General features: G+C 63.5%; 17 protein-coding genes. 6 read left to right on the top strand and 11 right to left on the bottom strand.

Translation table 11 applies throughout. From position 1 onward, the window contains the following. Positions 1-42: 42 nt before the first annotated feature. Positions 43-744, bottom strand: coding sequence for a GntR family transcriptional regulator (locus EV686_RS14380; RefSeq protein ID WP_132477653.1), 702 nt, complete (start codon positions 742-744; stop codon positions 43-45). 73 nt (positions 745-817) lie between these two features. Continuing rightward, positions 818-2059, bottom strand: coding sequence for an aminotransferase class V-fold PLP-dependent enzyme (locus EV686_RS14375; protein WP_132477652.1), 1242 nt, complete (start codon positions 2057-2059; stop codon positions 818-820). 511 nt (positions 2060-2570) lie between these two features. On the opposite strand from EV686_RS14375, the gene EV686_RS14370 reads away from it, so the two are divergent. The 3 genes from EV686_RS14370 to EV686_RS14360 all read left to right on the top strand — a co-directional run bounded on the left by EV686_RS14370 (position 2571) and on the right by EV686_RS14360 (position 3418). Further along, positions 2571-2771, top strand: a complete 201-nt coding sequence (locus tag EV686_RS14370) for a CsbD family protein (RefSeq protein ID WP_132477651.1) — start codon at positions 2571-2573, stop codon at positions 2769-2771. Positions 2772-2822: 51 nt separating this feature from the next. Further along, positions 2823-2987 carry a DUF1328 domain-containing protein gene (locus EV686_RS14365; protein WP_132477650.1) on the top strand — a complete coding sequence of 55 codons (165 nt, stop codon included), beginning with the start codon at positions 2823-2825 and terminating at the stop codon, positions 2985-2987. 92 nt (positions 2988-3079) lie between these two features. Further along, the gene (locus tag EV686_RS14360) at positions 3080-3418 is read left to right on the top strand and encodes a BON domain-containing protein (RefSeq protein WP_132477649.1); all 339 of its coding nucleotides are present in this window, start codon (positions 3080-3082) and stop codon (positions 3416-3418) included. 241 nt (positions 3419-3659) lie between these two features. Here EV686_RS14360 and EV686_RS14355 read toward each other — a convergent pair whose 3' ends face one another. Further along, positions 3660-4571, bottom strand: coding sequence for a cation diffusion facilitator family transporter (locus EV686_RS14355; RefSeq protein ID WP_132477648.1), 912 nt, complete (start codon positions 4569-4571; stop codon positions 3660-3662). Continuing rightward, positions 4568-5440 (bottom strand): AraC family transcriptional regulator, encoded by an 873-nt coding sequence (locus EV686_RS14350; protein WP_132477740.1) that lies wholly within the window; start codon positions 5438-5440, stop codon positions 4568-4570. The genes EV686_RS14355 and EV686_RS14350 overlap by 4 nt, the downstream gene beginning before the upstream one ends. A gap of 147 nt (positions 5441-5587) precedes the next feature. On the opposite strand from EV686_RS14350, the gene EV686_RS14345 reads away from it, so the two are divergent. After that, a complete protein-coding gene (locus EV686_RS14345) occupies positions 5588-6133 on the top strand; it encodes a carboxymuconolactone decarboxylase family protein (RefSeq protein ID WP_132477647.1) in 546 nt (181 codons plus the stop codon). A gap of 78 nt (positions 6134-6211) precedes the next feature. Here EV686_RS14345 and EV686_RS14340 read toward each other — a convergent pair whose 3' ends face one another. From EV686_RS14340 to EV686_RS14330, 3 genes are read right to left on the bottom strand one after another with little or no spacing between them, the layout of a single operon-like run. Further along, the gene (locus tag EV686_RS14340; protein ID WP_132477646.1) at positions 6212-7621 is read right to left on the bottom strand and encodes an efflux transporter outer membrane subunit; all 1410 of its coding nucleotides are present in this window, start codon (positions 7619-7621) and stop codon (positions 6212-6214) included. A 10-nt stretch (positions 7622-7631) separates the two neighbouring features. Then, entirely contained in the window at positions 7632-10721 is a 3090-nt protein-coding gene (locus EV686_RS14335) for a MexW/MexI family multidrug efflux RND transporter permease subunit (RefSeq protein WP_132477645.1), read from the bottom strand. After that, entirely contained in the window at positions 10718-11833 is a 1116-nt protein-coding gene (locus tag EV686_RS14330; protein WP_132477644.1) for an efflux RND transporter periplasmic adaptor subunit, read from the bottom strand. The genes EV686_RS14335 and EV686_RS14330 overlap by 4 nt, the downstream gene beginning before the upstream one ends. A gap of 247 nt (positions 11834-12080) precedes the next feature. On the opposite strand from EV686_RS14330, the gene soxR reads away from it, so the two are divergent. After that, on the top strand, positions 12081-12545 hold the full coding sequence (gene soxR, locus EV686_RS14325) for a redox-sensitive transcriptional activator SoxR (protein ID WP_132477643.1): 465 nt from the start codon (positions 12081-12083) through the stop codon (positions 12543-12545). A gap of 159 nt (positions 12546-12704) precedes the next feature. Then, entirely contained in the window at positions 12705-13229 is a 525-nt protein-coding gene (locus EV686_RS14320; RefSeq protein WP_207901788.1) for a cell wall hydrolase, read from the top strand. Positions 13230-13256: 27 nt separating this feature from the next. On the opposite strand, the gene EV686_RS14315 is transcribed toward EV686_RS14320, so the two are convergent. Genes EV686_RS14315 through EV686_RS14300 form a run of 4 tightly spaced genes read right to left on the bottom strand, consistent with a single transcriptional unit; the run spans position 13257 to position 17019 of the window. After that, positions 13257-14033: a sulfite exporter TauE/SafE family protein gene (locus EV686_RS14315; RefSeq protein WP_132477642.1), complete on the bottom strand. Its 777-nt coding sequence runs from the start codon at positions 14031-14033 to the stop codon at positions 13257-13259. Continuing rightward, positions 14033-15433, bottom strand: coding sequence for an allophanate hydrolase (locus EV686_RS14310; RefSeq protein WP_165972629.1), 1401 nt, complete (start codon positions 15431-15433; stop codon positions 14033-14035). Before EV686_RS14310 ends, EV686_RS14315 begins: the two co-directional genes overlap by 1 nt. 15 nt (positions 15434-15448) lie before the next feature. Then, positions 15449-16252, bottom strand: a complete 804-nt coding sequence (locus EV686_RS14305) for a GntR family transcriptional regulator (protein WP_132477640.1) — start codon at positions 16250-16252, stop codon at positions 15449-15451. After that, complete coding sequence (locus tag EV686_RS14300; RefSeq protein ID WP_132477639.1) at positions 16249-17019, bottom strand: ABC transporter permease; 771 nt, start codon at positions 17017-17019, stop codon at positions 16249-16251. Before EV686_RS14300 ends, EV686_RS14305 begins: the two co-directional genes overlap by 4 nt. Between the last annotated feature and the right edge of the window lie 7 nt (positions 17020-17026).

The raw sequence follows: 17026 nt of genomic DNA, 5'->3' as shown, positions 1-17026 counted from the left end.
TACTGCTGAATCACTCGTACTGCACAGCTTGCCTGGAAACCGTCAGAGACTTTGCTGAATAGCGGGCTCCGGCGAAGCGGATTGGCTGTCATCCATCTGTTCGAAATTGCGCAGGCGCACCTGAAGACCGTGCTCCAGGTGCTCCCACATGGCTGCCTGGGCGTCGGGGCCGTCCCCTCTCTCCACGGCCTCCAGGATGGCCAGATGCTCTTTGAGAGTGTCCCGCAACTGATCGGTGCTGTTATGCCGCGGCAGGCCAAAAGCGATCTGGAAACGCAGGCGCAACGGCTCGAATACTTCCAGCAGCACGGGGTTGTCGGCCGCCATGAAAAGCTCCCTGTGAAACTCGGCGCCGATCTCGTCGATCTGCGACCGGGAATAATCGCCGGAGTGCTCGCGCATGTATTTCATTTGCATGCCCAATCCCGCAAGCGCCTTGGTCGGGCCATTCTTCGCCGCAAGAAAAGCGGCCATGCCTTCCAGGGCCTGGCGCGTCTGATACACCGCACGCACATCCTCGGGCGTCAGGCGGCGCACGAACGTGCCGCGGCCAACCTGGCTTTCCATCACGCCATCGCGCACCAGCGCGCGCAAGGCCTCCCGCACCGGCGTGCGGCCCATGGAAAGGCGTTCCGCCAGCTTGCGCTCGGACAGGGGATCTTCGGAATGCAGCTCCCCGCTGATGACCATGTCCAGCAAGAGCTTGTAGGCCTGGTCGCGCAACAGATTGATATTGGTTGGCATACTGGTATTCCAGCAGCCGCGGCCAAGCCCGTCAACCGGGCGTTTTCCCTAAATCGGCGGAACGATTATGTGATCATGCCCCCGGGAAGGCGTCGATCAGCGCCATTACCCGGTCCACGTCGGACTCGTTGTTGTAGAGGTGAAAGGCGAAACGCAACTGGCCGCGACGGATCGTGAATCCCACCTGCCGGTCCTGCAGCCAGGAAGCCAGTTCGTTGATACGGGCATCGTGCGAAAAATCGTGCCCGCCCGAGCCCAATGCCCCGAGCGTCACAATATGCGATGCATGCGCAGGATCCGAGGCGCCATACACGGGCAAGCCGCGCTCGCGCAAGCCCTCGGCAAACCGGGACGCAAGCCGCAGCACATGCGCCTCGATCACGTCCTGCCCTATGCCCAGGATCAAGTCCAGAGACGCATCGACAGCGTAGGCTTCCGCCAGGGGATAACTGCCCACCTCGAATCGCCGGGCGCCCGGCGCCAGCCTATACGCTTCATTGCCGCCCTCCGAATGCTGGCCAGGGCCGGCATCTATCCCCGAGCGCGACAAATAGGCTGGCGTCAAGCGCTGGGCCACCTCTCGCCGGCAGTACAAAAAGCCCGCTCCATAAAGCCCAAGCAGGCCCTTGCTCGTGGACGTCGCCAGGCAATCGAACAAATCCCTCTCGACATCCAGGTGCAGGATGCCGGCAGACTGCACCGCATCGACAACGAAAAGCACACCGCGTTCGCGAGCGGCCTCCCCTATCGTCCGCAGATCCGTGCGCAAGCCCGGCGCAAAGGTAACGGTTGCTGCCGTGACAACCCGGGTCCGGTCATCGATGGCCGACACCATGGCGGGAGCATCGATGACGCCATCGCGCGGCGGTACTCGCCTCAATTCCACGCCCAGGCGCTCTAGGTGACGCCATGGGTACAGATTATTCGGATGCTCGAGTTCGGCCGTCAGCACCACATTGTCGCCCGGCTGCCAATCGATTGCGCAGGCAATGCCATTGATGCCATCGGACACATTGCGTGTGAACGCAATCTCGTCCTGGTGTGCATTGATCAGGCGAGCGAATTTCTGTTTCGCTGTTTCGACACGAATCTCATGCTCACTGCGGCTTGCGCCCGCGGACTGCATGAGATCCAGATAATGCTCGACAGCGGCGCGGCCGCAGTCCGGCACGATGCTTTTCTCGCAGATGCTCAAAAACGTCAGCCGTTCGAGCACTGGAAATTGCTTTCGCGCGCCGGCCAGCGCTTCGGTCTGCGCGGCGGGAGCTTTGCCTGATCCTGGATCTACGGCATGCATTCTGGAAGGCTCTTGCATGATAGGCTGCGGACAAAGAGTGACTCAGCCACCCACTATAGAAGCTCCATGAGGCGATAGCAACGCGCCTGTGCCGGCATCATCGAAAACATCGGGTTTTCACTGAACAGGTAAGCCAGAAAGACCCGGCCCCTTGCCTCAGCGCCTGTACGCAAGAATATTCAATATCGAGTTACGGGAGAAACAATATAAGCACAGCATTCACAATCAATCATTCCGGCATATCCATGCAATTTCATATTTAAAGATGGAACAAATATTGCCAAATATGAATTCCCGACGGAATTGACTTTGACCATCTCCCCCACGCCAGACTCGCCGAATGGCTTCAATACTGGCAAACCGCCGAGTTACAAACAATAACTCATTGATTTTGATAGATTTTAAAAACAAGCATAAAGTTAAATCAAGCTGATCGGCAATTCAGAAACCGCGAATCACAAGGATTATTTGGATTACTTTAGTTATTTAAAGTCCATAAATAATATTTCGCACTTTCCGGGAGATATTAATGAACAACGACATCATTGCTGGAAAATGGAAACAGTTGACAGGCAAGGCCAAGGCCGCCTGGGGAGAATTAACGGACGACGAGCTCACCCGGACCGAAGGCAACGCCCAGCGCCTTGCCGGCCTGATACAGGAGCGTTACGGCAAGACGAAGGAACAGGCTGAAAAAGAAGTTCGCGATTTTTTTGATCGCAACTCCTGATTTTCTTGCAGAGGCACGAACCGGAATACTGTCAAAAAGAGGAGAAGTCCCATGCTTTACTACGCAGCCGTTTTCTTCGTGATCGCAATCATTGCCGCGGTACTGGGCTTTGGCGGAATTGCCGCCGGAGCGGCAGGCATCGCCAAGATACTGTTCTTCGTATTCCTGATTCTCGCCCTGCTCTCCATCCTGGGCGGTGCATTGAGGAAGAAATAAGGAGCGTGCGCAGACGCCGCCGCTGCGGCAAGACTTCCCTTTGGCGCGCCATTAAAGAGACTCCCCATCAACCATTTTCAAGGAGACCGATAATGGATATTCGCAAGCTGATCACCGCTACCGCTCTGGGCGCCGGCATCATACTGGCCCCCGCGGCTTTCGCAGCCGACCAGACCTCCGAGAAGTCCGTTGGCGATTCCATCGGCGAATACGCATCCGATACCGCGCTGACCACCAAGATCAAGGCCGCATTCGTCGCGCAGGAAGAACTGAACGTCCTGGACATCTCGGTTGAAACCACGAATGGCGTGACAACCTTGTCGGGCAAGGTCCTCACCCAGGAAGAAGCCCAGCTAGCCGAAGAAACCGCTCGCGGCGTCGAAGGCGTCAAGGATGTCCACAACAAGATAACGGTCGAGCCGATCAACTAAGCCTGTACCGTACGTCCCGCCGGTCGCGCGGCCCGGCGCTGGCGGCGGAACTTGCAGTGAGTCACTCCCGCCTGAAGTCGGGAGCTTCCTCGCCACTATACAGGGGCGCCTGCGGCGCCATATGAACACTGCCTCGCTTGACCTCGTCGTGAACGACGAGGCCTGCGCTTGGGCGCGTGGTCAAACACCAGCGAGCCTTTGAAGCACCTGTCCTTACAGGTGCTTTTTTTATGCCTGCACATCAGGAGATGTCCTTCAGTCCAGGATCGTCCCACGCCACTGGGTCCTCTACCGGCTCCAGATGCGTCACGACGGTCATGCCTCCCAACTGAGCTCGCATGTCCGCCTCGATCCGCTCCAGCACATCATGCCCCCGCTGCACGCTCCAGGCGCCAGGCACCAGGATATGAACGGACACGAACCGCCTGGAAGCCGCGCGGCGCGTACGCAGCGCGTGATACTGCACGCCTTCATGACGATAGCCCTCCAGCACCTGCCTGATGAGCGCCTGCTCTTGCTCGGGCAGCGCCGTATCCATCAGACCGGCAACCGAACCGCCCAGAAGTCGCCAGCCGGTCCTGACGATATGCAAACCCACGCACAGGGCAATGAGCGGATCCAGCCACAGCCAGCCCGTCAGTGTCACCGCCACCACGCCCGCCAGCACCCCGGCGGTAGTCCAAACGTCCGTCATGAGATGCTGCGCATCCGCCTCCAGCGTCACCGATTCATAGCGTTTCCCAGCCTGCGCCAGCACCCGGGCAATACCGTAATTGACGAGCGAGGCCAGCACCGAAAGGCCGATCCCCAATCCGGTCTGCTCCAGAGGCTGGAGATGAAGCAACCGTTCGACGGCAGACACAATGATCAGCGCGGCGGCGATCAGGATCAGCACGCCTTCGGCGCCGCTGGCGAAGTATTCAGCCTTCTCGTGCCCGAACGGATGCCCCGCATCGGCGGGACGAGCGGCAATTACCAGCATGATCAATGCCAGCACGGCGGCGACCAGATTGACGACCGACTCCAGGGCGTCGGACAACAGGCCGACGGATCCGGTCAGGTGCCAGGCTGCGGTTTTCAAGCCGATGGTAAACAGCGCTCCGCCGATGGACAGCCAGGCATAGCGCGCCAGCGAGGTTCTGTTCTGGGTCATGCGCCCTCTCCTGTCTTCAGTGTTCCTGCGCCCGGTCCCGCCATCCATTCGCGCGGAGATACCCCCATGCGCTGCCGGAACGCCTTGGACAGGGATGCCGCACCGGAGAATCCGAGCTCCGCAGCGGCCAACTTCACGGGCGCTCCCGCCCGTATCATCGACGCCGCCAGGGTCAGCCGCCAGTCGGTCAGATAGGATGCCGGCGTAGTGCCCGTGGCCGTCCTGAATGCCGCGGCGAAAGCGCTGCGCGACATGCCGGCGACCGACGCCATTCGCTCCAGCGGCCAGTCCTCGTGCGGGGCATGATGCAGCGCGACCAGCGACTTGGCCAGTCGCGGATCGGACAGGCCCATGATCAAGCCGCTGCCCACGCCGGCCTCCGCCGGATGATCGACGATCCAGCGCAGCAGTTGAATCAGCACTACCTCGAACAGCCGGCTGGCGAGCAGGCGCGACCCGCAGCGCACGTGGTCGGCTTCCGCGAACAGCAGATCCAGCGCGGGGCGCAGCCCGTCTATCGCATCCAGCGATACGCAAACGACCGAGGGCAAGGATCGCACGATCGGATTGCGTTCGCCCCCATCGAAATCAAGCGTCGCGCATGTGAAGTCCGATCCGTCATGCGGCGGATTCACGAAGACATGATGCAGCGGCCTGGGATACAGGAGCAATGTGGGCTCGGCCAGGCGCAGTCTCGGCGTGGCTGTCTCGCCGGGCGAATGGCGCACTTCCATCTCGCCCCGGCGCAGCACGTGCATGAACGCGCGGCCCGGCACCGCCTCGAAGGCGTGATGTCCGCACATCGACCCTGTATGGAACAGCGCGGCCCGAACGCGAAAGCGGTCCAGCACCGCAGATAGCCGATCTATCGGCGGTGAAGAATAAGCAGACGGAATCTTGGATTTCTGGATAACTTTCATGGATTAATCATCGCCATAAGTCCAGCAATTCTACCTACTATTTCCCCTGTGCGCAGCCTATGCACGCAGTATTCACCAACTTCAAGGAGATTCATCATGTCCCGCGTTCCCCTTATTGAAATCGCCAACGCCACCGGCGAACGTCAAGCCCTGCTGACGCAGATCCACGGCGCCTTCGGTGCGACGCCCGCCATGTTCAAGGCCGTCGCCAACTCCACTGCAGCCCTCAAGAGCATGTGGGGCTCGTTCGGCGCCCTGGGCGGAGGTGTCATCGGCGCCAAGCTCGGCGAGCAGATCGCCGTAGCCGTGGCCGATCGCAATTCCTGCGAGTACTGCCTGGCTGCGCACACCGTGCTGGGCCGCAAGGCCGGCGCCACGGCGGAGGAGCTTGCGGCCGCGCAGGCCGGAGAATCGTCGGATGCGAAGACCGCAGCCGCGCTGCGCTTCGCGCTGAAGCTGGTCGAGGCGCGCGGACAGGTCGGCGAGGCCGACGTGCAGGCCGCGCGCGACGCCGGCTTCAGTGACGAGGAGATTGTCGAGATACTTGCGCATGTCGCCCTGAACCTGTTCACTAACTACATCAACATTGCCTTCGCCGTGCCAGTGGATTTCCCTCCGGTGAAACTGAACCGCGCGGCATGAGCCTGAGCCCGAAAAAAGGATGCCGTGCTGATAGAGCGCGGCATTCCCGGCCAGGCTCCGCCAACCCTTTGATGCTTTCTAGGATTTCCCCCGCCACCCCAGCGCCTTGTACAAGGCAACGGCGTGCAGCCAGGAATTCGTTTCCGACTGCGCAATCTGCTGTTTGAGCTGAAACAGTGTGCGCTGGTTCTCCAGCACAGCCTGGTAGCTCCCGGCGCCGGCGCGATAGCGCTTGTCGGCGATCTCGAATGCGGCCTGCGCATGGCGGGCCGACTGCAGCAGGGATGCCAGATGATGCTGATGCTCGACCAGCCGGGTGACGGCATTCTCGACGTCCTCCTGGGCGCGCAGCAGACTCTGCTCGTAGACGGCCCGCGCTCCTTGCGACAGCGCCTCGGCGCCGCGCAATCGCGCACGGGCGTTGCCCAGGCGCAGTGCCGGCCAGTCCAGGACAGGCGCTAACGAAAAAGCGCGCGAGGCTGCATTGCCGAAGTCGCCGCCACGCAGCGCGAAGAAACCGAGGAAGCCCCCCAGATTCAGGCGCGGGTACAAATCGGCGGTGGCCGCGCCCACATCCTCCACACTGGCCGCCAGCAGGCGTTCGGCGCGCACCACATCCGGCCGGTGGCGGATCAGGCGATCCACGTCGCCCAGCGGCAATTGCAGCGCCAGCGCTTCAGCCGGCAGCTCGCCCGGTTCGGCCAGCCCCTTGCCGGGACGTTGGCCAGCCAGCACGTCGAGGCGGTAATGGGCCTGTTGCAATGCCGCCGCCAGCGGCGGGATGGCGGACTCGCTGCGTTGCAGGTTGGCGCGGGCGTTCTCCAGATCCTCCGGAAGCCCCGCACCGGCGCGCGCGTTCGCCTCGGCCAGCCGGACGGTCTCGCGCCAGTTCGTGGTTTCCTGCGCGGCGACCTTCCGTTGGCGTCTCAACCCCTGCGCTTCGAACCAGGTGCGCGCCACTTCCGCCGCAATGCTCAAACGAGCCAACTCCAGATCCGCCTGGCCGGCTTCGGCGCGGGCCATCGCGGCCTGGCTGAGACGATCCATCCGGCCGAACAGGTCAATCTCCCATTGCACATCGAAGCCGGCCTGCCAGGATTCCGACAAAGTGCGTGCGGATCGGCCATTGGTATCCGGCTGCTGCCGGATACCGCGCGTGTAGCCGACGCCGGAGGTGACGCCGGGCAATCGGTCCAGCCGGCGCTCGTCGAGCACGGCGCGCGCAGCCAGCAGATTGGCTTGCGCCCGGCGGATGTCGTGGTTGTACGCCAGTGCGGCTTCGATCCAGCGCGTCAGGCCCTCATCCTCGAAGAAGGTCCACCAATCCGCTGGCATCGTCCCGGCCTGGCCCGCCACGAGCCGAGCCGCCTGCGGACTTGCCAGCTCGATTGGCGGCGTACCGGGCTGAACGTACCTGGGCCCAACCGTGCAGCCGGACAACGCCAGCGCGGCCGCCAGCACCCATGCGTATCGTGAATATGTCTTCATGACGCCCCCCTCATGCCGCGACGGCGCTGTCGATCTCGGCCAACGCCTTGCCGCGCGCCGTCTGTACTCGGTGGTCGCGGGCCAGCCACGTATAGATCGTCGGCAGCACGAACAGCGTGAACAGCGTGCCGACCAGCATCCCGCAGACGATCACGGCGCCCAGGCCGAAGCGGCTGTTGGCGCCCGCGCCGCTGGCGAACAACAGCGGCGCCACGCCGAAGGCCATCGCTCCGGTGGTCATCAGTACGGGGCGCAGGCGGATCTGCGCAGCGCGGATGATGGCTTCGATTCGGTCCAGGCCCTCACGCACCTGCAACTCATTGGCGAACTCGACCATCAGGATGCCGTGCTTGCTGATGAGCCCGATCAGCGTCACCAACCCGATCTGCGTGTAGATGTTCAGCGTGGTCCAGCCCAGCGCCAGCGGCAGAAGCGCACCGCAGATCGACAGCGGCACAGTGATCAGGATGATCAGCGGGTCGATCAGGCTTTCATACTGCGCGGCCAGTACCAGATAGATTACCGCCAGCGCGGCGAGGAAGGCGAAAACCAGCGCGTTGCCCTCCTGCACGTACTGGCGCGACTCCGACTGCCAGTCGTGGCTGAAGCCCGGCGGCAAGTCAGCCACCATCTGCTCCAGAAAGTCCACCGCCTGACCCAGCGATACGCCCGGCGCGGGGATGGCCTGCAGGGTGGCCGCATTCTGCTGATCGAACTGGCTCAGCCGGTTGGGCTCCACGCCCATGTCCAGCCGCACCACTGTGGACAGCGGCACCAGCGCGCCATCGCCGGTGCGCACGTATTGCCGGGCCAGCGCCTGCGGCGTCAATCGCTGCTCGCCCACACTCTGTGGAATGACGTCGTAGGAACGGCCGAACAGCGCGAATCGGTTGACATAGTTCTCTCCGACCAGCACGCCCAGCGAATCGCCGATGTCCTGCATGACGATGCCCAGGCTGCCGGCCTTGGCGCGGTCGATCGTGACCTGCACCACGGGGCTGTCGTACTCCAGGTCGCTGTCCACCACTACGAACAGGCCGCTTTCGCGGGCGCGCTGTTTCAGGCCCTCCATCGCCTCGTACAGCACGGAGTAGTCCTGCGCGCTGCGCAGCACCAGTTGCACCGGCAGACCGCCGCTGCCGCCCGGCAGCGGCGCGACCTGGAAGGCGAAGATGCTGCTGCCCTCGATGCCGCTCACCGCATTCTGCAGCTCGGCGACGATTTCCGGCTCCTTGCGCTCCCGCGCGCCCCAGTCGGACAGGTTGATGCCGCCGAAGCTGGCCGCGGGTCCGTCCGTGCCATTGATGATCCAGGTGCCGGTGGTTTCCGGGATGGCGGCCATGATGCGATGCAGTTCGTCGGCGAACCGTTCCGCATAGTCCAGGCTGGCGTGTTGCGGTGATTTGATTGCCGTCAGCACCGCCGCCTGGTCCTCCGGCGGCGCCAGCTCGCGCTGCGGCGTCTGGTACAGGAAAGGCAGGCTCAGGCAGACCAGCAATGCGAAGCCGCCGCTCAGCCAGCGCTGCCGCAGCGAGAAACGGAGCGCATCGCCGTAACGGCGCGCCAGCCCGCCGAAGACGTACTCGGCCAGCGCCGCCATGCGGCCTTGCCCGCCATCCTGGAGGCTGGATTTCAGGAGCAGCGAACTCATCACCGGCGAGAGCGTCAGCGCCACCACGCCGGAAACGATCACTGCGCCAGCCAGCGTCAGCGCGAATTCGCGGAACAAGGCGCCGGTCAGCCCGCCCATCAGGCCGATGGGCGCATAGACGGCCGCCAGCGTCAACGTCATCGCAATCACCGGCCCGGCGATCTCACGCGCGCCGATCAGCGCCGCCGCCACGGGCGTCTTGCCTTCCTCGATGTGACGATGCACGTTCTCCACGACCACGATGGCATCGTCTACCACCAGTCCGATCGCCAGCACCATCGCCAGCAGAGTCAGCAGATTGATGCTGAAGCCGAAGGCCAGCATCAATCCGGCCGCACCCAGCATCGACAATGGGATAGTGACAACGGGAATGATGACGCTGCGCAACGATCCCAGACACAGCCAGATGACCAGCACCACGATCAGCACCGCCTCCAGCAGCGTGCGCAACACCTCGTTGATCGATGCCTCGATGAAGCGGGCCGTCTCGTAGGCCAGGTCCATCTTCACGCCCGGCGGCAAGGTCTTCTCGATTTCAGGCAGCAGTTGGCGGATGCCGTCCACGATGACCAGCGGGTTGCCCGCAGGCGTCGGGAACAGCCCCAGATGTATGGCCGGGTCGCCGTCCATCGTGGCGCTGGTATCGGTGGCTGCCGCGCCCAATTCCACCGTACCCACGTCGCGCAAACGCACCAGTCCATTGCCATCGTTGCGGATCACCAGGTCGCGAAACTCCTCGATGCTGGTCAGGTCGGAATTGACTCGTACATTGGAGATAACATACTGACCACGCACCTGTCCCGGCGCGGCCTGGTAGTTGTTGCGGCGCACCGCCTCGGCCACATCCGTGGCGGTCAGGCCGCGCCCGGCCAGGCGGTCCGCGTCCAGCCACAGGCGCATCGCCAGACGCTGTCCACCGAAAGTCTGCACCTTGGCCACGCCGGAGATGCCGGAGAACAGCGGCTCGACCACGCGCGACAGGTAATCGGTCAGCTCCGGCGTCGACAGGCTCCCGGTGGAAAAACCCACATAGGCCACCGCCGTCGAATCCCCCGCAGACAGCTCGATCACCGGGTCGTAGGCCCGTTCAGGCAGCCGGTAGCGCACCTGGTTGACCTTGGCCATGGTCTCGGTCAGCGCCTGGGTGGAGTCGCGGTTCAGCTCCATGCGCAATGTGACAGTGCTGCGGCCCTGCACCGACGAGGACGAGAGATAGTCGATGCCCTCGACCGAGGACACCGCCTGCGTGATCGGCTGAGTGACGAAGCCCTGCATCAGCTCGGCGGACGCGCCGGGGTATTCGGTGCCTACCGTGATGGTGGAGGTTGCCAGCGTCGGATATTGCCGGATCGGCAGCTTGCCCAGCGCGAACAGACCCAGCAGCACGATCAGGCTGCTGACCACCAGCGCCAGCACCGGGCGGCGCACGAAAACGTCGGTGAATCTCATGAGCGAGCAACCTCCGCCCCGGACGGCATTGGCTGCTCATCATGGAGCGCATCGCGCTCCGCCACCTCGACCTGCATCCCGTCGCTCAGCCGCAACTGGCCGGAAACGACTACCTGCGTCCCTTCTTGCAAGCCGGATTCGATCTCGACACGGCCCTGCCAGCGTTCTCCTGTCTTGACCGCCACTCGGCGCACGGTCAGCGTCTCCCGCCCGCTCCTCTCGGCAATGAATACCGTCTGGCCGTAGGCCGAATAGGTCACGGCGGTTTCGGGCACTGTCAGCACCGGCGCCGGCTCCTGGCGCAGCACACGCACATTGGCAAACATGCCTGCCTGCAGCAATCCCTCCGTATTCGGAATGCGGGCCTGTACTCGCACTGTGCGCGACGGACTGACCAGCGGGTCGATGGCCGCGACCCGGGCTTCGAACACGCGTCCAGGCCACGCATCGGCGCGCACCTGTACCGGCTGGTCATCACGAAGATGCGGCGCAGCCCGCTCGTCCAGCGCGAAATTCGCATGCAGAACATCGGCATCGACCAGGCTGGCTATGCCGTCTCCGGCATTCAGGTACTGTCCCTCATGGACGCGGCGGATACCGATCACGCCAGAAAACGGCGCCACGATCGCTTTCTGAGCGATCACCGCCTCGATGCGCCGGAGTTCGCCGCGCGCCATGTCGCGCGTGGCGGTGGCGTTGTCCAGTTGCTCCTGGGTCGCCACCCGATCGGCGCGCAACTGGCGAGTGCGGGTCAATATCGTTTCGGCATTGCGCAACTGGGCCCGCAACCGCAGATGCTCGGCCTGCTCGGGGGCGTCGTTGATCTGCGCCAGCAACTGTCCCTTCGCGACACGCTGCCCGGACGAGAACGCGATACGCGTGACGCGCCCCGAGACTTCCGAGGCCAGCTCCACCTGACGCGCGGCTTCCAACTCACCGACCCCGTGAAATGCCCGCGGCGCATCCGTACGCTCCACCTTTGCCAGGGCTACCTTGGCGACCGGCCAGCCGCCGCCCGAAGCTTCGCCCGGCCGGCTCCAGACCAGCCATGCGACAGCAGCCACTGCCAGCACGACCGCCACACCGGCCCATTTTCCTATCCCGCTGCTCATCTCGCGAGCCTCCTTGTCTCATGCCGTCCGCCATGCGCGGCAGCGGCCGACAGAAGAATGCGGGCGACGAGCCGCAGCGCGCGGCTACCCAATACAGCATTGAGGGAAGTATGCATTGTTGTTTTCCCAGCGAATCGGCACAGCGGCGCAGCCCGCGTGCGATGGGTTGAAGAAAGCCGGCCAGCAAGGCTTGCCAGAGGAATCGCGTTGGACTATAAAACCTCAAGTTAAGTTGAGGTCAAGCGCCATGACGAAAAAAGACAAACCCATCGACTTCACCCGCATGCTGACGGTGGGGGAAGTCGCCCACCGTGCGGGCGTGCCTGTGTCCACCATCCACTTCTACGAATCCAGAGGGTTGATCGCGAGCACGCGCAGCTCCGGCAACCAGCGGCGGTTTCCATCGGTGATGCTGCGCTACATCGCCGTCATCAAAGTGGCGCAACGCGCCGGCATACCGCTGGAGGAGATCAAGGAAGCGCTGGGCCGCTATCCGCCGGGCAGCAAACTGACGGCAGGTCAGTGGAGCGAACTGTCCACAGCCTGGCGCGCCATCCTGAATGAACGAATCAAGCGTCTGACGCGGCTGCGCGACGAACTCGACGGCTGTATCGGCTGCGGTTGCCTGTCGCTTGACGAGTGCCCCTTGCGCAATCCGATGGATATGCTTGGCGAAGAAGGACCGGGACCGAGAATTCTGGAACGGCCATAATGATCAGCGGGCGCGTGACGCTACATGAGCAGCGATCAGTGAAGAACTCCGGCCCAATACGGGGGCGCCTCCCGCTTTCGCGCCATTCCGATGGTTCCCTGTCTTGATACACTGCGAGCGTGCCGCGGCTTGCGGGAATATCGACAAACGAGGGCTTGAATGCGCGATTCTGTTTCGATGAAGTTCGCAATCCCGAAACTGCGATCTTCCGCCTGCATTGCCTGCACGGCGCTGGTGCTGGCGGGCTGCTCGACGCTCGGCGGGAAAAGCGAAATGGAGTGCATGGAGCGGGCGATGTATTTCGAATCGCATCGCTCCAGCAGAGACGGCCTGATTGCCGTCGGCAGCGTGGTGATGAATCGTGTCGAGTCCAGCCAGTTTCCCGACACGGTATGCGGCGTCGTAGGGCAGAAGGGACAGTTCGCTTCGGGAGTCCTGTCCCGCCCGATGAGCGAGAGGGATCTGCCCAAGGTCAGGGAAGCAGCGCGCGCCGTTCTTGGAGGAGAACGCCATCCCTTGATCGGCAATGCCATGTTCTTCCACAACGCGCAGCGCCGGTTTTCCTACGGCAATATGCACTATGTTCTCGTGACAGGCGGCAATGCTTTCTATGAAAAACGTAGAAAGAACCTGGTAACGCAACCGGTTCCGCCTCCCCCGATAGAAGAGCTTACCGGCCGTTGAAGCGCGCTGGATCATCCGCAAGGCTTATTACGATTCCGGCCAGCTCCCCCATATCGCCCGCAGGATCAGCAACCCGGCCATCGCGCAGAGAAAGCAGGCCAGGCTGCGCCGGAAGACATGCTCGGGCAGCCGGCCCATCCAGCGCAAGCCCAGCATATAACCCAGCCCGGCCGTCACTACCGCCACCAGCAGCCATGAAGGCCTGATCCACTGTTCCCCCTGCGCCAGGGTCAGCCCGAGCTGCACCGTCTTGCCGGTAGCGAAGCACAGATTGAGGAGAATCAATTGCTCCATCCGGGGCTGCCGGAGCAATCCCCCATACAGCACGATCAGCGGCGCGCCGACATTCAGCGACGATTCGGTCACGCCGGCGCCAAGGCCGAACGCCAGGCGGGCGGCGGGAGGCGGCTGCAAGCCGCGCTCGCGCATGCGATGCGCCAGGGCGGGCACGACCGCGCTCAGCAACAGCAAGCCGGCCAACAGCAGCCACGAAGCCCTGGCTGAAAGCGCGGACTGCAACTGCACTCCCAGCACGCTGCCGACCAGGATGCATGGCAGAAGGACCAGGTGGCCGCAGCGCCTGACCTGCGCAAAATGGCGGCCCAGAAACCCCAGGGCGATGCACCACAGCGGAACCGCCGCAAGCAGCACCGCTTCGCGAGGCTCCATCCACAAAGCCAGCAGCGGGGTCGCAATCATCGCAAAACCGATGCCGAACACGCCATGAAGAAAACTCGATGCCAGCATGATGGCGGCGATGGCCGCCATCGGCAGGAATTCCGGCCCGGCCATGGACAGGTCCATCAAGAGCGCCTGGCCAGGGTACCGGCGGGCAAGCCCGTTGCGGCCTGGAACCGCATGCCCAGGCCATGCAGCAGACCATCGGCGCCAGCGGGAGCGAGCAAGGAGATGCCGAACGGCAAGCCATCGGAACGGATGGCGGACGGCACGGCGAGCGCGCTCAGGTCGAGCGGATTCACAGCATAGGTGTAGTAGCCGATGGAGTGGTTCAAGGCGATCGGATCCTGTTCCAGCTCCTCGCAGCGGTAGGCCCGCCCGACCGTTGGCGTTGCGATCACATCCAGCCCGGCCTCGACGAACAACCGCCGCGCCGCACGCCGCAAGTCATACAGCGCATACACGGCTTCCACGACTTCCCGGCCGGAGTAGGCCAGGCCTTTTTCCAGCATGGCCGCCACGGCCGGGTGTACCGTATCGGCGCGCTCCCGCAGCACCTGGCCGTAGCTATAGGCCCGCTCGGCCAGCAGGCCGCTGTCGAACGGCAGCCGCGCCGCCTCCTGGAACAGGGAGTAATCGATTTCCCTTGGCACCCCGCCGATCCCGGCAAGGCGCTCGATCGCCTCCTCATAGGCCCGGCGCGCCAGTTCATCGCCGAAGAAGGCGAGCTGCGACTCACGCGGCACGCCAAAGACGAATTGCCCTGGCGCATCCGGCGTCAGGGCAATGTCATCCGCATCGGTACGGCTGAAACTGTCGTCCGGATCGTAGCCGCGGATGACCGACAACACCGCATAGCCGTCCTCGACCGTTCTGGAAAATACCGGCATGCAATCGAAGTAGCGGTTGTTCTTGACCATGCCCTGCATGCTGACCAGGCCCAGCGTCGGCTTGACGCCGACCACGTTGTTCATGGCCGCGGGCACCCTGCCGGATCCGCCGGTGTCCGATCCGAGCGAGAAAGATACCAGGCCGGCCGATACGGCGACGCCTGATCCCGAGCTGGAGCCTCCCGGCACATAGCGCGGATCGAAAGCATTGCGGCAATAGCCGTCCAGGCTGCGGGTTCCGTTCAGGCCGGTGGCGAACTGATCCAGCGTGTTTTTGCCGATCAGGATGGCGCCGGCCCGCAGGGCCTGCGCCACGGCGTAAGCGCTTTGCTCAGGGTGCCGGTCGAAGCCCCGGCAGCCGCAGGTGGTCGCCATCCCGGCCACGTCCACATTGTCCTTCACGGAAAAGGGAATGCCGTACAGCGGCAATTGCCTGGCCGACGGATCGGACATCAGCTCGCGCGCCCGCGCCCGTGCCTGCCGCTCGTCGACGAGTTCGGTCCAGACGTGCGGATCGGCATAGGCGCGGACGCGGCGAAAACACTCGCTGACGACGTCTTCCGGCGTCAACGATCCCTGGGCATAGGCATGGCGCAACGAGGCCATGCTCACATCGAGATTGCTTGTATTCATCATGAATCGCATAGGGGTTCAGGCGGCATCGCCGCGGGTCTGTCGGTCGACCTGCACCGTATAGCGGAACGAATCCCCACGATGGAACAGGTGTTCGTACATCAGCGGCAAGCCCGCCCGGTCATGCGTCAGCCGCTCGATATGCAGCAGCGGAAAGCCGGTGGCCACGCCAAGCTGGCGCGCCTGCTCCTGGTTCGCCTGATGGGCGCCCAGCACCAGGTTTGCGCGTCCGAGCGCAATCCCGTAGCTGCTCTCGAGGATGACGAGTATGTCTTTGGTCGAAAGATCCTCCCGGGCCAGCCTGCCGCCCACCGCCATCAGGAAATAGCTGGTTTCCACCGATACGGGCTCCTGGTTCAGATAGCGGATGCGGCGGATTTCGACGCAGGCCGCGCCGGGCCGGCTTTGCAGCCGCTCGGCCACCAGGCCCTCCGCCGGAATCTCGCGCACGGAGACCAGGTCGGAGCGGGTATCGAAACCGTGCGGATGCATGGCCTCGCCAAAGCCCTGGAGCGTGGCCAGGTTCTGGAATGCAATAGGCTTGGCCACGAAAGTCCCTTTGCCATGCACCCGCACGATAAGCCCTTCGCTTTCGAGCTCCTGCAAGGCCTGCCGGACGGTAATCCGGCTGACGCCGAACATCTCTATCATCTGGTTTTCCGACGGCAAGCGCTGGTGCGACGCCAGCGCACCGTCCAGGATCTGCTTGCGCAACGCATCGCGGATCTGGGCATAGAAGGGAACGGGCGATGCCTTCAGCAGGCTTGCCGGCTGCGCGGCCGCGGCCAGCAGGCCGCGGCTTGCGCTTTGGCGCGTGGTCATCGGCGGCCCTCCCAATGCACGATGCGGCGGGCCAGCCAGGCAATGAGCCGGTCGCTGACCAGTCCGATGGCGCCGATCAGGATGACGCCCGCGAATACATAAGTGGTGCGGAAGAAGTTGGCCGCATCCAGCACAACGAAACCCAACCCCCTGTCTCCGCCCAGCAGCTCCGAGGCGACCAATATGGAGAGCGCCATGCCGAGCGCGACGCGCAATCCGGTCATGATCTGCGGCAGGGCCGCGGGCAGGACGACATGGCGAAAGATCTGCATGCGGCTGGCTCCGCACGTCTGCGCCGCGCGCAGCAGATCGGCGGGAACACTGCGGGCGCCGGACTGGCTATTGACCATCATGATCAGGAATACGGACAAGCCGATCAGAAGAATCTTGGAAGTCTCGCCAATGCCGAACCAAAGAATGAACAACGGAATCAGGCCCAGCGGAGGAATCGGCCTGAGCATTTCTCCCGGCACCAGCAACAAGGCGTCCGCAGCCGACGAACGCGCGCGCAGCAGGCCTACCGCCACTCCCAGCGCCGACCCGCCGGCAAAGGCCACGCCCACGCGTGTCAGGCTGGCCAATACATGCTCCGACAGGCTGACGCCCGAGTAGCCCTGCAGCGCCATGGACGCAAGGCTGGACAGCACGGCCTGCGGCGATGGCAGGATGACGGGCCTGACCAGGCCGGAATGCGACACAGCGATCCATAATCCGAGCAGGACGAGCGGCGAGAGGATCGCCAGGGTGATGTAGCTTTTCTTTTTCATCGACGTA

The sequence above is a fragment of the Paracandidimonas soli genome (genome assembly GCF_004342005.1).
GTDB classification, from domain to species: domain Bacteria; phylum Pseudomonadota; class Gammaproteobacteria; order Burkholderiales; family Burkholderiaceae_B; genus Paracandidimonas; species Paracandidimonas soli.
Note: the sequence above shows the minus strand (reverse complement) of the source record. Positions and strands in the feature narration are given on the sequence as shown.

What these genes read in the sequence shown, in the direction of transcription:
- EV686_RS14340 (WP_132477646.1), bottom strand. Translation starts at nt 7,621, where the DNA reads ATGAAGACATATTCACGATACGCATGGGTGCTGGCGGCCGCGCTGGCG.
- EV686_RS14365 (WP_132477650.1), top strand. Translation starts at nt 2,823, where the DNA reads ATGCTTTACTACGCAGCCGTTTTCTTCGTGATCGCAATCATTGCCGCG.
- EV686_RS14320 (WP_207901788.1), top strand. Translation starts at nt 12,705, where the DNA reads ATGCGCGATTCTGTTTCGATGAAGTTCGCAATCCCGAAACTGCGATCT.
- EV686_RS14315 (WP_132477642.1), bottom strand. Translation starts at nt 14,033, where the DNA reads ATGGACCTGTCCATGGCCGGGCCGGAATTCCTGCCGATGGCGGCCATC.
- EV686_RS14305 (WP_132477640.1), bottom strand. Translation starts at nt 16,252, where the DNA reads ATGACCACGCGCCAAAGCGCAAGCCGCGGCCTGCTGGCCGCGGCCGCG.
- EV686_RS14380 (WP_132477653.1), bottom strand. Translation starts at nt 744, where the DNA reads ATGCCAACCAATATCAATCTGTTGCGCGACCAGGCCTACAAGCTCTTG.
- soxR (WP_132477643.1), top strand. Translation starts at nt 12,081, where the DNA reads ATGACGAAAAAAGACAAACCCATCGACTTCACCCGCATGCTGACGGTG.
- EV686_RS14335 (WP_132477645.1), bottom strand. Translation starts at nt 10,721, where the DNA reads ATGAGATTCACCGACGTTTTCGTGCGCCGCCCGGTGCTGGCGCTGGTG.
- EV686_RS14375 (WP_132477652.1), bottom strand. Translation starts at nt 2,059, where the DNA reads ATGCAAGAGCCTTCCAGAATGCATGCCGTAGATCCAGGATCAGGCAAA.
- EV686_RS14345 (WP_132477647.1), top strand. Translation starts at nt 5,588, where the DNA reads ATGTCCCGCGTTCCCCTTATTGAAATCGCCAACGCCACCGGCGAACGT.
- EV686_RS14360 (WP_132477649.1), top strand. Translation starts at nt 3,080, where the DNA reads ATGGATATTCGCAAGCTGATCACCGCTACCGCTCTGGGCGCCGGCATC.
- EV686_RS14310 (WP_165972629.1), bottom strand. Translation starts at nt 15,433, where the DNA reads ATGATGAATACAAGCAATCTCGATGTGAGCATGGCCTCGTTGCGCCAT.
- EV686_RS14355 (WP_132477648.1), bottom strand. Translation starts at nt 4,571, where the DNA reads ATGACCCAGAACAGAACCTCGCTGGCGCGCTATGCCTGGCTGTCCATC.
- EV686_RS14300 (WP_132477639.1), bottom strand. Translation starts at nt 17,019, where the DNA reads ATGAAAAAGAAAAGCTACATCACCCTGGCGATCCTCTCGCCGCTCGTC.
- EV686_RS14370 (WP_132477651.1), top strand. Translation starts at nt 2,571, where the DNA reads ATGAACAACGACATCATTGCTGGAAAATGGAAACAGTTGACAGGCAAG.
- EV686_RS14330 (WP_132477644.1), bottom strand. Translation starts at nt 11,833, where the DNA reads ATGAGCAGCGGGATAGGAAAATGGGCCGGTGTGGCGGTCGTGCTGGCA.